Source organism: Pseudarthrobacter sp. R1, assembly GCF_024494415.1.
Classification (GTDB): domain Bacteria; phylum Actinomycetota; class Actinomycetes; order Actinomycetales; family Micrococcaceae; genus Arthrobacter.
Window position 1 is genome coordinate 258,377 of sequence record NZ_JAMKFI010000007.1, and the last position, 14,572, is coordinate 272,948.

Below are 14,572 nucleotides of genomic sequence, written 5' to 3' on the forward strand. Positions count from 1 at the left end.
TGCTGGCGGGCATTACTGCTTGGAAGAGAGTCCGACGGCGTCCGTGGTCACCGTACCGTGGGCGTTGCGGAACACGGCGCGCACCAGCACGTCCGGGTCGCCCGGCATCGGGGTAGGAAGTTCGAGGGTGGAACGGTAGGTGCCCTCGTCGGTGCGTTTGGTGACCGGCTGGGTCCCGACCCTGTGCCAGCTTGCGCCGGCGTCGGAAGAGGTCTCCCAGGCAGCAACCGGACCCGGTGTTCCCGTGGCGGCGGCATTGAAGCTGGCATTTTTGCCGCTCCCCGCCGCTACGGCTTTGGGCTGCTTTGCAATCACCGGCAGCCCCACGGTTTGGTTGAATACCGGCCAGCCGTCAGCCCATTCAATCTTCTGCACGCCCAGGGTGGGGAAGTAGGGGATCTCCTCGTTGGAGCCGTCGTAGTAGTGGAACGCCAGGTAGTCGCCGAAGACCGACTGGCCGCCGGGCCCGGTGATGGCTCCGTGTGAATCCAGCACCACAGAACCGCCCCCGCCGAACATGTCGCGGCCCTCTTTGTCCAGGTAGGGGCCCTTCACGGAAGTAGACCGGCCCACGGCTACTTTGTACGTGGAGTCGCCCCCGCGGCAGCAGGAATCGAACGAGACAAACAGGTAGTAGTAGCCGCCGTGCCGGGTGATGTAGGGCGCCTCGATGGGGTTGCCGGGCATAAAGCGGTCCGCAATGTTCACAGTCTTTGATTGCCAGTCCGCTACCGGCTTCCCGCTTGGCCACTCGATGGGTACCAGGAAGATGCCGTACCAGAAGGAGCCAATGGCCATGTAAGGCGTGCCGTCAGCGTCCTCGATGATGCCGGCATCGATGGCGTTGAAGGTTTTACCCGGGTTGCCTGGGTCGAGTCCGGTCACCGGCGAGGAAACAACGAGGCCCTGGTCAACCCATTCATAATCCGGGTGGTTCGGGTCGAGGGTGGTGTTGGTGGCCAGTGCCGTGACCGAGTTGCTGCCGCCAAACCGGGACGCCGAATAGTAGAGGTAATACGTGCCGTTGTGCTCAGTAATCTCAGGAGCCCAGAGATTGCCCGGCAGCTCGCCGTCGGAAAAGTGTTCGTCGATCCAGGCGGGGATCCGGTCCCACACCGTTCCGCTGTATTCCCACGTGGTTCCCGCGTCACGGGACGTCCACATCTGGATGGTGCCGCCGTTTTCCCGGTTCACCAGTCCGGTGGAATAGACGTACCAGGTGCCGTCCCCGGCGATGATCAGCGCTGGATCGTGGATGGGGGACGTCTGGCCCACCACGGTCTTGCCCCCGGGAAGGTCCGGCTGGGCCTTTTCCTTGACGGGCCATGCGGGCGGGGGCTTTGTTGCCTGCCGGGCTTCTGACGCTGCTGCCGCGGTGCTGACGGGACTGGCCGTCGTCGGAATCGCTGCTGCCGTGAGGGCGATACCTATGGCTGCAGCTAATCCTGCAGCGCGCAGCGCCCATGGACGTGACTTCATCATCACGTGGTCCTTCCGGAAGTGGGTGCGACGCGGCGCCGCAGGCGGGGGGAACAAGAAGCTTGCAACGTTGTAATGGAAATATGGCATGCGACCTGGATCACGTCAAGCAGCCGCCCCCCGGCGCTGGAGCCGTCCGTTTTCCAACCCTTGACGATTCCTCTGCTCCTGTGTGATGGTTTCTTACAACGTTGCAAAAGTACCCACAAAGACGCTCCGCTACCGCGGCGTGCGGGGTGCGGTACCGCTCAGCTCAGCCCATACACTTGTTTGCTCCACCCAACCCGGAAGGACTGCGTGATGATGAAGTCACGTCCCATGGCCGCAACCCTGGCGCTCTTTACCGCCGCCGGCCTTATGCTCGGCGGTTGCTCCGCCCCCACCGGCGGGGACGCCGGCGGCGAAAAGAAGCTCACGTTTATGTTCCGGGGAGGTGAAGACGAGAAGAAGGCCTATGAAAAGGCCGTGGAGCAGTTCGAGGCCGCCAATGGTGTGGACGTGGACATCATCGTTACCACCGCTGACCAGTACGCCACGAAGCTGAAAGCCGCCATTGCCGGCAAGCAGGTCCCGGATGTGTTCTACATCGGACCCGGCGACGTCCAGGCCTACGTGCAGAACGGAATCGTCAAGGACATCACCGAATACGTGGAAGGCTCCGACACCATCGACCTGGAGAACATCTGGGAGTACGGCGTGGACAGCTACCGCTACGACGGAAAGAGGGTGGGCGAGGGGGCCATCTACGCCCTGCCCAAGGACGTGGGCCCGTTCTCCTTCGGCTACAACAAAACGATGCTGGAGAAGGCCGGGATTCCGCTGCCGGACAAGGACAAGCCGTACACCTTCGACGAGTTCGTGGCAGCTGCCAAGAAGCTGACGGCGGACACCAACGGCGACGGCACCCTGGACCAGTGGGGCACCGGCCTGAACGTCCAGTGGAACCTGCAGCCGTTTGTCTGGTCCAACGGCGGGGACTGGCTCAACGAGGACCGCACCAAGGTCACGGTGGACACCCCGGAGTTTGCTGAAACACTGCAATGGTTCGCCGACCTGCAGAATGTCCACGGTGTGACGCCTTCGGTGGCTGAAGCCCAGACCCTGGACACCTACCAGCGCTGGATGAAGGGCGAAATCGGGTTCTTCCCCATCGCCCCCTGGGATCTCTCCACCTACCAGAAGCTCGGCTTTGAATGGGACGTTATTCCTTACCCGGCAGGAGACACCGGCAAGACGGCCAGCTGGATCGGTACCCTCGGCGTCGCTGTTTCCGAAAGCACGAAGTACCCCGAAGAAGCTGTAAAGCTGGTGGAATACCTCACCGCCAACAAGGAAGCCCAGAAGAGCCTGGTGGACGCCGGAATCCAGATCCCCAACCTCAAGGACATGGCCGAGACCTGGGCCGCGGACACCACCACCAAGCCGGCCAACAAGGCCGAGTTCCTCGAGATCGTGAAGGACTACGGCCGGGCGCTGCCAGGCGGCAATACCTTCAACGCTGAGTGGTACGACGAACTCTTCACCAACATCCAGCCTGTTTTGGACGGGAAGCAGACGGCGGCGGACTACTTGAAGGAAGCACAGCCCAGGATGCAGGAATTCCTGGATTCCGCCAACCAGCAATCCGGCAACTAGGGGCGGGATCACCGGTATGACAACCATGACGCGCCCGCGCCGTTCGCGGCTTCACCGGAAGGAACACCAGGCCGCCCTTGCATTTGTTGCCATACCGGTGATCGGGTTCCTCCTCTTTACGCTTTTCCCGCTCCTTTTCTCGGTCTATGCATCCTTCACGAACTGGAACGGCATTTCAGCGCCGGTCTTCAAGGGCCTGGACAACTACACAAAGATGTTCGGTGACCGCTACTTCCTGCAGTCGCTCTGGAACACGCTGTACATGATGATCGGCATTCCGATCGGCCTGGTCATCTCACTGGGCCTGGCACTGGCCATGAACCGCAAGATGCGCGGAACCACGTTTTTCCGCACCGTCTACTACCTGCCCGTGATCTCCTCGATCGCCGCCGTCGCCATCCTCTGGCAGTGGGCCTTTAACGGCGACTTCGGCCTCATCAACCAAGGCCTTGCCCTGGTGGGGATCGACGGCCCCAACTGGCTGCAGGACACGGCGACGGTCAAGCCTGCGCTCATCATCATGGCCATCTGGAAGGGACTGGGATACTCCATGCTCCTGTACCTGGCAGCCCTCCAGTCGGTCCCCCGCTACCTCTATGAAGCAGCCGCGCTGGACGGCGCCACCGCCTGGCAGCAGTTCCGGCACATCACCATCCCCATGGTCCGGCCGGTCACCTTCTTCCTCATCGTCACCAGCATCATCGGAGGATCCCAGATCTTCGTGGAGATCAACATCATGACCCCCACCGGCGGCCCTGAATTCCAGTCGGCTTCCATCGTTTGGTACATCTGGCAGAAAGCGTTCGACAACCTCCAGATGGGCTACGCATCCGCCATGTCGGTGGTCCTGGGGCTGCTGGTCTTCGTCATCACCTTCATCCAGTTCCGGCTCAACCGCCGCAACCAGTTCTCGATCGATTGAGGCAGGCAGCCATGTCCGCACAGAATGTCCTCACCACCCCACCACTGGAACCAAGCCAGGAAATTCCGGGCGGCGCCGGGAATTCACGCCCCTCCGCTTCGCGGACAACCGGCGGCACCCGGTCCGCCAAGGACACGCTCCGCCTGGGAAACATTCTCACTACCCTGATCCTCAGCGTCGGTGCCATCGTGATGATCGCCCCGCTCGCCTGGACCTTCTCCACTTCGCTCAAGACCAAGGACGGCGTCTTTGAGCTTCCGCCGCAGTGGATCCCGGATCCGTTCGTGTGGGAGAACTACGCCCGCATCTGGACTGCGGGCCCACTCCTTACCGGCATCCAGAACAGCCTGATCGTGGCATGCTCGGTGACCATCGTGGGCTCGCTGACCTCCGCGCTCGCGGCCTTTGCCTTCGCCAAGATGCGGATGCCGTTCAAGAACGTCCTGTTCCTGGGACTCCTCTCCGGGCTGATGATCCCGTTCCCCACCCTGATGATTCCGCAGTTCACTATCTTCGCCAGCATCGGCTGGGTGGATACGCTGCTGCCGCTGATCGTGCCGGGACTCTTCGGCAACATCATCATGATCTTCTTCCTGCGCCAGTTCCTGAACAGCATCCCGGACTCCATCGTTGAAGCGGCCCGGATTGATGGCGCCTCCTACCTGCAGATCTTCTGGACGCTCATCCTGCCGGCCATCCGCCCGGCCCTCGCCGCCCAGTTCATCCTTTGGTTCATGGCGATGTGGAACGACTACCTTGCCCCGATCATCTACTTGAACTCACCGGGAACGCAGACGCTGCAGCTGGTCATTGCCAACTTCAACGCCCAGTACGCCATCCAGACGGACTACCCGCTGATCATGGCGGCATCCTTCGTGGCGCTCCTGCCGGTGCTGAGCGTCTTCGTGGTGTTCCAGCGCCAGATCATCGAATCCATCGCGCTCTCCGGCTCCAAGGGCTGAACCGTGGCTATCGATCTAGACGTTTCCCGCGAGCTGCTTCCGCTCCCGGCAGGGGCCCGCCAGGAGCCTTCCTCCTGGGGAGCCCGCCACGCCCACGATCCCACCGTGGTGCGGGACGATGACGGTACCTACTACATGTTTTCCACTGACGCCGTGGCCAACTCGGAAGATATACCGGCAGGAGTACATATCAGGACCTCCGCTGATCTGGTGGAGTGGATGTACATCGGGACAGCGTTTGACGGCGTGCCTGAAGCGGCTGCGCAATGGTCCGGGGCGCTGGGGTTGTGGGCGCCGGACGTGGTCCGCTGGCCGAACGGCGAATGGCATATGTACTACTCGGCGTCGACCTTCGGCTCCAACACGTCCGCCATCGGGCTTGCCGTTGCACCTTCACCGGCCGGCCCGTGGGAGGACCGCGGGCTGATGGTGGCCACGAGGAAAGGAGAACATTCCCAGAACGCCATAGACGCGGCAGTGACTTTTGATGCCGATGGCTTCCCCTGGCTGACCTACGGGTCCTTCTTCTCCGGTATCTACATCCTCCCGCTGGACCGGAACTCCGGGCTGCCGCTGGTGGAGGGTGATCTCGGATCCGTCATCGCCCGCCGGGCGAAGTCCGTGGAAGGGGCAGTGGAAGGCGCCTTTGTCCTGTACCGGCCTGAAGAGGACCACTACGTCCTCTTCTGCTCCTACGATTCCCTGTTCAACACCTACAACATGCGAGTGGGCATCGCGGACTCCATCACCGGTCCCTACCGAGACTTTCATGGCACGGAGATGACGGATGTGGACGCCCCTACGGAGGCTGTGGGAACCAAGGTGTTGGGCGGCTACCAGTTCGACGGCGGCACCGGCTGGCTGGCCCCCGGCCACAATTCAATCCTCACCCAAGCAGGTCCGGACGGCATGGAGTATTTCGCGGTCCACCACGTCCGCTTCGCCGCGGATCCGAGCCAACACGTGGTCCAGCTCCGGCGGGTCTTCTTCACCGCGTCCGGCTGGCCCCTCGTCTCACCACAGCCCTTCGCAGGGATGCAGCGTGAAACGCTCGCCGCACCTGTTCCGGTGGCAGGAACCTGGCAGGTGCTCCGTTTCGCTCCTGAGTCCGCAGACCTTGTCAGGGCTGTGGCCATGGAACTCGAAAGCACCATTGGCCACCGCGCTGTTTCCGCCGGTGCGCCGGCCCACATCCGGCTCCGGACCGCAACCCCCATTGGCGGGCCGGACGCCCGCGAACTTGATGCTGTGATTTTCGGTTCCTGGGACTGGACCAGGGGCCGGACTGCCCTGTCCTTCAGCGGCATTGACCAGCACGGTGTGGCCTGGTCCGGAACCCAGGATGCACCGCGATGAATGACGCTCCCCTGGGGTGGGCCGGGCGTCTGATGGACTGGCTCCGCTTCGCAACCCGGCTGGTCCTGGTCAACGTGCTGTTTGTGGCCGGAGTCCTGGCCGGGCTGGTGGTCCTGGGGGTCTTCCCCGCGGCCGTCGCCGCCACCTCAGTCCTGGGCAGGCTGCGCGGCGGAGCGGCCGGGGACACGCTGGTCCGGGACTTCATCACGGCATACCGGTTCCAGTTCCGGCACGCCAACCGGGTGGGAAGCGTCTTTTGGATTGCCGGCGCCGTACTCCTCCTTGACTTCCTGGCGCTGCTGGGACAGACCGGGACTGCGATTCCACCGGCCGCACACGCTGTCCTCCTGGCGCTTTCAACGGTTGCCGCCCTGGGAACGGTGGCTGCCGCGGCAACCGCTGTTGCCCTGTGCAGCCGCTACCGGGACAAGGTGGCGAGGACGTGGCGGACAGCCTTTGTGCTGCCGCTGGTGTCGCCGGTGATGAGCCTGTCCCTGCTGGTTACCCTAGCGGCCGCCGCCGCCGTTTTTTCCGGAATGACGGTGCTGGTGCCCCTTGTGGGCGCGTCGGTTCCCCTGCTGCTCTCCGGCTGGCTGGTGGGGAAGCGGCTCGCAGGGTTGGAACCTGCAGGCACTTCCCCCGCCTAGACCCCCTCACCACCCGCTCCTACTGCTTTTTCAACTTCTACAACGTTATACAGAACAGGAACAAACCAATGACCATCACCTCAGCCGCTGCCGACCAGACGGAACTGGCCGTTGTGGCACCCACCGTCGTCACTATCGACAGGGCCGCTGTTGTGGCACCCGTCAGCCGCCGCATCTTCGGTTCCTTTGTGGAGCACCTTGGCCGCTGCGTCTACGACGGCATCTACGAGCCGGACCATCCCACCGCCAACGAGGACGGCTTCCGGCTGGACGTCATCGAACTGGTCAAGGAGCTGGGCTCGAGCACCATCCGCTACCCGGGCGGCAATTTCGTCTCCGGCTACCGCTGGGAGGACGGCGTTGGCCCGCGCGACCAGCGCCCGGTCCGGCGCGACCTCGCCTGGCACTCGCTCGAGTCCAACCAGGTGGGCCTGGATGAGTTCGCCCGCTGGTGCAAGCTCACCGGCTCGGAGCTGATGATGGCCGTGAACCTTGGAACCCGCGGCATCGAGGCCGCCCTCGACCTGCTGGAATACACAAACCACCCCTCCGGGACCGCACTCAGCGAGCAGCGCATCGCCAACGGCGCCAAGGATCCCTACAACATCACCATGTGGTGCCTGGGCAACGAGATGGACGGTCCCTGGCAGATCGGCCACATGTCCGCCGAGGATTACGGAAAGCTCGCGGCCCGCACCGCCTCGGCCATGAAGACCGCGGACAAGAACCTCGAACTCGTAGTCTGCGGCTCCTCCGGATCCTCCATGCCCACGTTCGGTGAGTGGGAGCGGGTAGTCCTGGAGCACAGTTACAACTACGTGGACTACATCTCCTGCCACGCCTACTACCAGGAGCGCAACGGCGACATCGGCTCCTACCTGGCGTCCTCGCTGGACATGCAGTACTTCATCGAGACGGTGGTGGCCACCGCCGACCACGTCAAGCACAAGCTCAAAAGCAAAAAGACCATCCAGCTCTCCTTCGACGAATGGAACATCTGGTACCTGGACGAGCACCAGGCTTCCGACGAGGTCAACGAGGAATGGACGCACGCGCCGCGCCAGCTTGAGGACACCTACTCCGTGGCCGACGCCGTGGTGTTCGGCAACCTGCTGATGACGCTCCTGAAAAACCACGACCGGGTTGCCGCCGCATCCCTTGCCCAGCTGGTCAACGTGATCGCGCCCATCATGACCGAACCGGGCGGTGACACCTGGCGGCAGACCACGTTCTTCCCGTTCTCCGTCACGTCCCGCCTCGCGAAAGGCGAGGTGCTCCGGCCCAGGATCGAGGCCGGAACCTACACGACGGCGGTGTACGGCGAGGCCCCGCTGGTGGACTCAGTGGCAACCACCGACGCCGCTACCGGAGAATCGGCCGTCTTCCTGGTCAACCGCAGCCAGACCGAGGCCATCGACGTGACCATCAACGTCTCCGAACTCAACGCGAAGACGATCACCGAGGCCGTGACCCTGCACGATGAGCACGTTTACGCCAAGAACACCCTTCAGGACCAGAACCGCGTGGGCCTGAAGCAGCTCGACGGCGCCGTCCTGGACGAGGGCACGCTCACCGTGACGCTTCCGCCGGTGTCCTGGTCCGCCGTCGCGCTTGGCTGACGTGACCCAGCCAGACAGGCGCGATGCCAGCCGCCCTGCTGTTCGATGGACAGCGGCGCGGCTGGCGGCGGTGCTGGCCGCCGTCGTCCTTGTCCTGACGGGATGCGGTACACCGCCACCTGCGCCAGAGGCGGGACCGGCCGCCGAACTCAGCGGTGACTTCTTCACCCACGATCCCGCGCTGGTCAAGGGGGAGGGCGGCGAGCCCTGGTTCATCTACTCCACGGGGAACGGGCAGGTGGCGGACGGCAACATCCAGGTGCGGCGTTCGGACGACGGCGTGAAGTGGGAGTACGCCGGCGAGGTGTGGCCGGAGAAACCCGCCTGGCTCAAGGAAGCGGTCCCGGGCGTGGACAACCTCTGGGCACCGGAACTGTACGAGCATGACGGGACCTGGTACCTCTACTACTCGGCGTCGACGTTCGGAAAGAACCTCTCGCTGATCGCGCTGGCCACGAACACCACACTTGACCCTGCCGACCCGGCCTACGAGTGGGTGGACCAGGGGCAGGTGATCTCCTCCAAGGGGCAGAGGTTCAACGCCATCGATCCCGGCATCGCCGAGGATGAAAACGGCACGCCCTGGATGTCCTTTGGCTCCTTCTGGACGGGACTGCAGCTGGTGGAGCTCGAATGGCCGAGCGGCCTTCCGGGGGCGGGCGCCACGCCTGTCACCATCGCAGACCGGCAAGCGCCGCCCAATGCGATCGAGGCGCCGTACATCCTCCCGCACGACGGCAAGTTCTACCTGTTCTTCTCCCGCGACTTCTGCTGCCAGGGGCTCGAGAGCACGTACAGCATCGCCGTGGGGCGGTCGGACAGGATCACCGGTCCGTACCTGGACGCCGAGGGCAAGGAACTGCTCGACGGCGGCGGCACGCCCCTCCTGGCGTCCGACGGCGGGCGCGTGGGGCCAGGCGGGCAGTCCGTTTCCGGCGATACGCTGGCGTTCCACTACTACGCCGAAGAGCTCGACGGCGCCTTCCGCCTGGGGCTTGCCTTGCTGGAGTGGGAGGACGGTTGGCCTAAAGCGCGGTGGGAGTAGGCTTACGCGGCGCCGGCCGCGCTGCCCATGGTCGATTCCCTTGCCACCACGTGGAACGCCGTCTCGACTTCCCGGGGCGGTGTTCCGGCAGGGTCCTTGATCCGCTCGAGCAGCATGCGGATGGCGGTCTCGGCGATCTCCGTGCGGCCGGGATCAACAGTGCTCAGGGTGGGAAGGGTGTAGCGGGTTTCGTCGAGATCGTCGAAGCCAATCACGGCGACGTCGTCCGGGACCCGGTAGCCTGCTTCCTGCAGGACGCGCACCGCGCCCTGGGCAAGCGTGTCATTCAGGCCGAAGACGGCGTCGAAGGACACTCCGCGGTCCAGGAGGTCGTGCATGGCTGCGGCACCGTTGGACCGGTGCCAGTCCACCACATAGGCGATGATCCCGTCGTCGTACGGGATGCCCCGGGCCTCAAGCGCCTCCCGGTACCCGCGCAGGCGAAGCCCCGCGGAGCCGATGACCTCGCCCTCGTGGGCGCCGACGACGGCAATGCGTTTCCGGCCGAGGTCCAGCAGGTGCTCGGTAGCGGCCCGCGCGGCCGGAACATTCTGCATGGTGACGTGGTCTGAAGAACTATCGAAGATGCGCTCGCCGAGGAGGACAATCGGCACGTCGGCCTCGATCAGGCCCGCATCTTCCTGGCCAAGTGCCAGCGGGCTGAAGATCAGGCCGTCGGACATTTTGAGCCGGGGGCTGGCCATCACCTCCAGCTCGCGCTGACGGTCGGCGCCGGTTTGTTCAATGAGCACCACCAGCCCGCGCTTCGCCGCAGCTTCGATCACGGCGTCGGCCAGTTCCGCGAAATAGGGAAGGCGCAATTGCGGCAGCGCCAGGGTGATGGCCCCGGTGTGCCCGGAGCGCAGGCTCCGGGCGGTCAGGTTGGGCCGGTAGCCCAGCTCTGCGATCGCCTTTTCCACTTTGGCGCGGGTGGTGTCCCGGACATGGGGGTGGTGGTTGATCACGTTGGAGACGGTCTTGAAGGACACGCCTGCCACGCGGGCCACGTCGTGAAGAGTCGCCGCCATCCCTGCCCCCTGCTCCTGCCGCGGCCCGCAGGCCAGTACCTGCGATTTTACAACGTTGAATCGGCAACATGTGTGCGGGTTGCGCCTCAACGCCGCTTCCGGCCCGACTGGTCCTTCCGCTCTGCTGTCTCCCGCTCGGCCCACCGCTGGGACTTCCCGGCCGACACCACCCTCTGGTGCCACTCTCGCTGGTAGGCGCGCTGCGCCGTGGCGTCGCTCCGGCGGGCCAGGGCGGCCAGCTCACGCTGCAGCTTCAGGTAGTTGTGCCAGCGGCGTTCCTCCAGCACGCCGCCGGCAATGGCTTCCTGCACGGCGCAGCCGGGCTCGCCCTGGTGGGCGCAGTCCGAAAACCTGCACCGGCCCGCCAGTTCCTCGACGTCGCCGAACATCTCGCCGATGCCGTCCTCGGCGTCGAACAATCCGAAGCCCCGCACACCGGGGGTGTCCATCAGGACCGTCCCGTTCCGAAGAGGCACCAGTTCCCGCGACGTGGTGGTGTGCTTGCCCTTGAAGTCGCCGGCCCGCACGGCCCCGGTGTCCTGGACGTGGCGGCCCACCATCGCGTTGATGAGCGTGGACTTTCCGGCGCCGGAGGGTCCCAGGAGGACGATGGTGCCGCCCGCCGGAATGTGCGCCAGCAGTTCGTCGATGCCGTCACCGCTCTCCGCGGACGTGGTCACCACGTCCACGCCCGCGGCCTGCACCATGACTTTCCCGACGACGTCGTCCGCCACCTCGGCGAGGTCCGCCTTGGTGATGATCACCAGGGGAGTGGCGCCGGAGTCCCACGCCGCCACGAGGGTGCGCTCCAGCCGGTTGTGCGTCAGCGGCCGGTCCACCGGCACCACCACGCCCACCATGTCCATGTTCGCGGCCAGGACCTGCGCCGCGGAGGAGTCCTCGAAGGCGCGCTTGCGGCTGAGCTCCGAGCGGCGGGGAAGGACGCCCAGGATCTGGCGCTCCCCGGCCCGGTTGGGTCCGATCCAGACCCAGTCTCCGGTGACTGCTGCTTCGCCGGTCAGCGGATAGGGCAGGTGCAGGAGGTCCGCGCCCGCTGCTACCAGTAACAGGTTTCGGTCCACGCGGACCACCCGTCCCGGCTCGGTTGCGTCCGGGAGGGCATGATCCTGGAAGTGCCGGGCAACGGCGGGCGTGTATCCGTAGGGGACAGGGCCCCTGCTTGACATGCTGGTGCGGTCCAGGGCGCTGCCTGAAGATGTTTTCACTGTGATACCTCGGGGTATAACCCCTGCGCACCGGCCGCTTTCGGCTTTGGTGCTGGGCGCTCCGCGAGAGGTCAGGCGGGGCCGGTGCGGTACAGGGGAAGGGTCTGGATGATGGGTGCGGAGCGCATTGGGCGCGCGGCTGTGACAGTCATCGAAAACACCTCCCTTTCCCGAAAAGGGGACTGGTATCAAGTTCCCCTGTTTGAGCCGAACGGCTTCAGCCCGGCGAGTGCTTGGCGACGTGGTGCCGGCCCGGCTTTACTCTAGCTGCCGGCAGCCGGATGAACCAGAGCTGTATTGCCGTCAGGGCCGGCCAGCCCGCGCGGCGCCGTTCCAATGTTTTCCCAACCTCGCGCGTCTACGATCCGAGGATCTTGAGGACTCTCGGGCTGGGAAAGAGGCGCCATGAAAAAGACAGCACTCGGAGTTCTGGCTCTAGCCGGGACACTCGTCGCTCAGCTCGCTGGCGCGGGACCGGGCATCGCGGGGGAGCCGCGTGTCATTACGAAAACCGTGGCAACAGGGGAGGCGATGACCGCGGAATATGACCACACGAATGGCTGTATACGGACGACGGTCAGCGTGTTCGGCAGCGTCTACACGGTCCGCGGATCAACTGCCCCTGAGAAGCTGGGCTTTGTGTCGGTCACCCAGGACAACACCTGCACAGGCACCACGCTGATTAACGGGTTTGGGGAGACGCTGACCCTGGAAATGGACTCTCCAAACGGGTTGTCCAGGGGGCGCCTGAAGATGTCCATGGAGTTCACCAACTTTGCAGATCCCGACAATCCCGCTAATTCGCAGTTGACGGCCGATATGTCCTTCCGCGCCACGGCTGAAGCGGACAGGACGCGGGTAAAGTCCAAGTCCGCTTCGGCGGGTATTCGTTTTGTCTCGTCGGCAGATACCAAGAGCCGACCCGTCTCCTCCACCGGCACCATAAAACTGGGGACTCAAACTGTGGTTTCGCCGGGTATTCCGGCGTACTACGGGATGCTCGCCTCGATGGTAAGCAAAGAGAAAACAGTTGCCCGCCCCGTGAAGTAACGCCCGGCAGCCCGTGTTTCCGGGCTTCAGTGCGCTTGACCGGGCGATCGAACGGGCAACGGTACGGTTTTAGCGCTGAAGTTCCAGAGCCCGCTTTTCCCGTGCGGAGATTCGCGAGACGTAGCCGCAGTTCGTACACGTGATCTGGTAGGACCGCGACGTAGTGAACACCGGAATGAAGAAGAGCGTGAACTTGGTGGCCCGCTCCTCGAGGTGGTGGTGGACAAACGAGCGGCAGTACTGGCAGGTGGCAGGTTTGCCGGGGAGCGCCTTAAGCACTGTCTTGAAACCGAAGAGAAGGAGCATGGCTTTGCCTTTCGGGCTTGTCCTGCGGGCTATCTGACAACCCTAAGCCCTGGAAAAGGTCCTGCGGATAGCCTGACAGGGTCCCCGGCCGGTGCAATACTGAGGGTCATTCGCGCGTTTCGGCATCGGGGGGACTTCGGTTACATGGTTCTGGATACCGCCACGCTGAGAATGGCGTTTGGCCTGATGGCCCTGGTTCTGGTGTTCCTCTTCTACTTCTCCGCTTATCGGACCACGCGCTCGCCGTACAGCGGCTGGTGGTGCCTGGCCCTTATCTTCTTCCTCACCGGGTCTGCCTGTTACCTGCTGGACGGGACGGCCCACCAGATCTGGGCCAACCCGGCGGGCAACGTGCTGCTGGTGCACGGCGGGGTGGCGGTGTGGGCAGGCGCACGTTCGCTGCGCACAGTGCCGCCGCCGAAGTGGGCATTCACCGGCATCCCGCTGGTTACCCTGGTCGCCTCCGTGGTGGACAACCCGGCCACCAACACGTGGTCCGGAGGGCCGGTGTTCCTCGCCGCGATGGGTATCACCATAGGGCTGGCGGCCCGGGAGCTGTGGCGCCTGGAGCCTGGCTATTCGCGGGTCCGGATTCCCATGGCCGTATCCGCCGGAGGGCTCGCGGTCTTCTACTTCTTCCGCTGGCTGGCGTTTGTGGTGGAGGGCCAGGACGGGCCCATCTTCGTCACGGTCTTCGGCTCCGCCGTGACCACCCTGATCACAATGGTGCTGCTGGTGGTGGTCTCGTTCAGTATGGCCGCGCTCAGCAGCGAACAGCAGACCAGGGCCCTGCGGGTGGTCGCTTCCCGCGACGACCTCACCGGGCTCCTCAACCGCAAGGCCTTCCTGGATCTTGCTGCCGAGCAGTTGGCGGACCGTACCATTACCCGGGGTTCGGGCACCCTCATCCTGGCCGACCTGGACCACTTCAAATCCGTTAACGATACCTATGGCCATGCCGCCGGGGACCTCGCCCTCCAAGCCTTCGCGGACGCCTGCACGGCGACGGTCCGTTCCACGGACCTGGTGGGAAGGTACGGAGGGGAAGAGTTTGTCCTTCTTTTGCCCGGTACCAGCGCAGAACGGGCCGAAATGATTGCCGAAGAAATCAGCCGGCGCCTGGCGGCGGCACCATCGGTGGACGGGATGGACATGCCCACCGTCAGTTACGGGATTGCCACGTACGACGACGGCACAAGTGACGTGTACCGCCTCATCGCTACCGCGGACGGCGCCTTATACATGGCGAAGTCTCTGGGCAGGAACCGCGTCGCCCGCAGCGATCGGAAGGGCTAGA

General features: G+C 64.4%; 13 protein-coding genes. 9 read left to right on the forward strand and 4 right to left on the reverse strand.

The features are described 5' to 3' along the window. Nucleotides 1-12 precede the first annotated feature (12 nt). On the reverse strand, nucleotides 13-1,482 hold the full coding sequence (locus M8J71_RS09035; RefSeq protein ID WP_256247573.1) for an arabinan endo-1,5-alpha-L-arabinosidase: 1,470 nt from the start codon (nucleotides 1,480-1,482) through the stop codon (nucleotides 13-15). Between the two features lie 297 nt (nucleotides 1,483-1,779). Here M8J71_RS09035 and M8J71_RS09040 point away from each other — a divergent pair, with 297 nt between their 5' ends. The 7 genes from M8J71_RS09040 (at nucleotide 1,780) to M8J71_RS09070 (ending at nucleotide 9,665) form a co-directional block, all read left to right on the forward strand. After that, nucleotides 1,780-3,114: an ABC transporter substrate-binding protein gene (locus M8J71_RS09040; protein ID WP_256247574.1), complete on the forward strand. Its 1,335-nt coding sequence runs from the start codon at nucleotides 1,780-1,782 to the stop codon at nucleotides 3,112-3,114. Between the two features lie 16 nt (nucleotides 3,115-3,130). Next, nucleotides 3,131-4,036 (forward strand): carbohydrate ABC transporter permease, encoded by a 906-nt coding sequence (locus M8J71_RS09045; protein WP_256247575.1) that lies wholly within the window; start codon nucleotides 3,131-3,133, stop codon nucleotides 4,034-4,036. An 11-nt stretch (nucleotides 4,037-4,047) separates the two neighbouring features. Further along, nucleotides 4,048-4,998, forward strand: a complete 951-nt coding sequence (locus tag M8J71_RS09050) for a carbohydrate ABC transporter permease (RefSeq protein ID WP_256247576.1) — start codon at nucleotides 4,048-4,050, stop codon at nucleotides 4,996-4,998. 3 nt (nucleotides 4,999-5,001) lie between these two features. Next, on the forward strand, nucleotides 5,002-6,354 hold the full coding sequence (locus M8J71_RS09055) for an arabinan endo-1,5-alpha-L-arabinosidase (RefSeq protein WP_256247577.1): 1,353 nt from the start codon (nucleotides 5,002-5,004) through the stop codon (nucleotides 6,352-6,354). Next, nucleotides 6,351-7,001 (forward strand): YesL family protein, encoded by a 651-nt coding sequence (locus M8J71_RS09060; RefSeq protein WP_256247578.1) that lies wholly within the window; start codon nucleotides 6,351-6,353, stop codon nucleotides 6,999-7,001. The genes M8J71_RS09055 and M8J71_RS09060 overlap by 4 nt, the downstream gene beginning before the upstream one ends. A 68-nt stretch (nucleotides 7,002-7,069) precedes the next feature. Next, nucleotides 7,070-8,620 carry an arabinosylfuranosidase ArfA gene (gene arfA / locus M8J71_RS09065; protein WP_256247579.1) on the forward strand — a complete coding sequence of 517 codons (1,551 nt, stop codon included), beginning with the start codon at nucleotides 7,070-7,072 and terminating at the stop codon, nucleotides 8,618-8,620. Nucleotide 8,621: 1 nt separating this feature from the next. Continuing rightward, nucleotides 8,622-9,665, forward strand: coding sequence for an arabinan endo-1,5-alpha-L-arabinosidase (locus M8J71_RS09070; RefSeq protein WP_256247580.1), 1,044 nt, complete (start codon nucleotides 8,622-8,624; stop codon nucleotides 9,663-9,665). Nucleotides 9,666-9,667: 2 nt separating this feature from the next. On the opposite strand, the gene M8J71_RS09075 is transcribed toward M8J71_RS09070, so the two are convergent. Next, the gene (locus M8J71_RS09075; RefSeq protein WP_256247581.1) at nucleotides 9,668-10,693 is read right to left on the reverse strand and encodes a LacI family DNA-binding transcriptional regulator; all 1,026 of its coding nucleotides are present in this window, start codon (nucleotides 10,691-10,693) and stop codon (nucleotides 9,668-9,670) included. A gap of 86 nt (nucleotides 10,694-10,779) precedes the next feature. Continuing rightward, on the reverse strand, nucleotides 10,780-11,880 hold the full coding sequence (gene rsgA, locus M8J71_RS09080; RefSeq protein ID WP_256247873.1) for a ribosome small subunit-dependent GTPase A: 1,101 nt from the start codon (nucleotides 11,878-11,880) through the stop codon (nucleotides 10,780-10,782). 444 nt (nucleotides 11,881-12,324) lie between these two features. Here rsgA and M8J71_RS09085 point away from each other — a divergent pair, with 444 nt between their 5' ends. Further along, entirely contained in the window at nucleotides 12,325-12,969 is a 645-nt protein-coding gene (locus M8J71_RS09085) for a hypothetical protein (RefSeq protein WP_256247582.1), read from the forward strand. Between the two features lie 69 nt (nucleotides 12,970-13,038). Here M8J71_RS09085 and M8J71_RS09090 read toward each other — a convergent pair whose 3' ends face one another. Continuing rightward, nucleotides 13,039-13,275: a zinc-ribbon domain-containing protein gene (locus M8J71_RS09090; RefSeq protein WP_138606428.1), complete on the reverse strand. Its 237-nt coding sequence runs from the start codon at nucleotides 13,273-13,275 to the stop codon at nucleotides 13,039-13,041. 144 nt (nucleotides 13,276-13,419) lie between these two features. Here M8J71_RS09090 and M8J71_RS09095 point away from each other — a divergent pair, with 144 nt between their 5' ends. Further along, the gene (locus tag M8J71_RS09095; RefSeq protein WP_256247583.1) at nucleotides 13,420-14,571 is read left to right on the forward strand and encodes a GGDEF domain-containing protein; all 1,152 of its coding nucleotides are present in this window, start codon (nucleotides 13,420-13,422) and stop codon (nucleotides 14,569-14,571) included. Nucleotide 14,572 lies beyond the last annotated feature (1 nt).

What these genes read in the sequence shown, in the direction of transcription:
- M8J71_RS09090 (WP_138606428.1), bottom strand. Translation starts at nt 13,275, where the DNA reads ATGCTCCTTCTCTTCGGTTTCAAGACAGTGCTTAAGGCGCTCCCCGGC.
- M8J71_RS09050 (WP_256247576.1), top strand. Translation starts at nt 4,048, where the DNA reads ATGTCCGCACAGAATGTCCTCACCACCCCACCACTGGAACCAAGCCAG.
- M8J71_RS09045 (WP_256247575.1), top strand. Translation starts at nt 3,131, where the DNA reads ATGACAACCATGACGCGCCCGCGCCGTTCGCGGCTTCACCGGAAGGAA.
- M8J71_RS09060 (WP_256247578.1), top strand. Translation starts at nt 6,351, where the DNA reads ATGAATGACGCTCCCCTGGGGTGGGCCGGGCGTCTGATGGACTGGCTC.
- M8J71_RS09095 (WP_256247583.1), top strand. Translation starts at nt 13,420, where the DNA reads ATGGTTCTGGATACCGCCACGCTGAGAATGGCGTTTGGCCTGATGGCC.
- arfA (WP_256247579.1), top strand. Translation starts at nt 7,070, where the DNA reads ATGACCATCACCTCAGCCGCTGCCGACCAGACGGAACTGGCCGTTGTG.
- M8J71_RS09040 (WP_256247574.1), top strand. Translation starts at nt 1,780, where the DNA reads ATGATGAAGTCACGTCCCATGGCCGCAACCCTGGCGCTCTTTACCGCC.
- M8J71_RS09085 (WP_256247582.1), top strand. Translation starts at nt 12,325, where the DNA reads ATGAAAAAGACAGCACTCGGAGTTCTGGCTCTAGCCGGGACACTCGTC.
- M8J71_RS09075 (WP_256247581.1), bottom strand. Translation starts at nt 10,693, where the DNA reads ATGGCGGCGACTCTTCACGACGTGGCCCGCGTGGCAGGCGTGTCCTTC.
- M8J71_RS09035 (WP_256247573.1), bottom strand. Translation starts at nt 1,482, where the DNA reads ATGATGAAGTCACGTCCATGGGCGCTGCGCGCTGCAGGATTAGCTGCA.
- rsgA (WP_256247873.1), bottom strand. Translation starts at nt 11,880, where the DNA reads ATGTCAAGCAGGGGCCCTGTCCCCTACGGATACACGCCCGCCGTTGCC.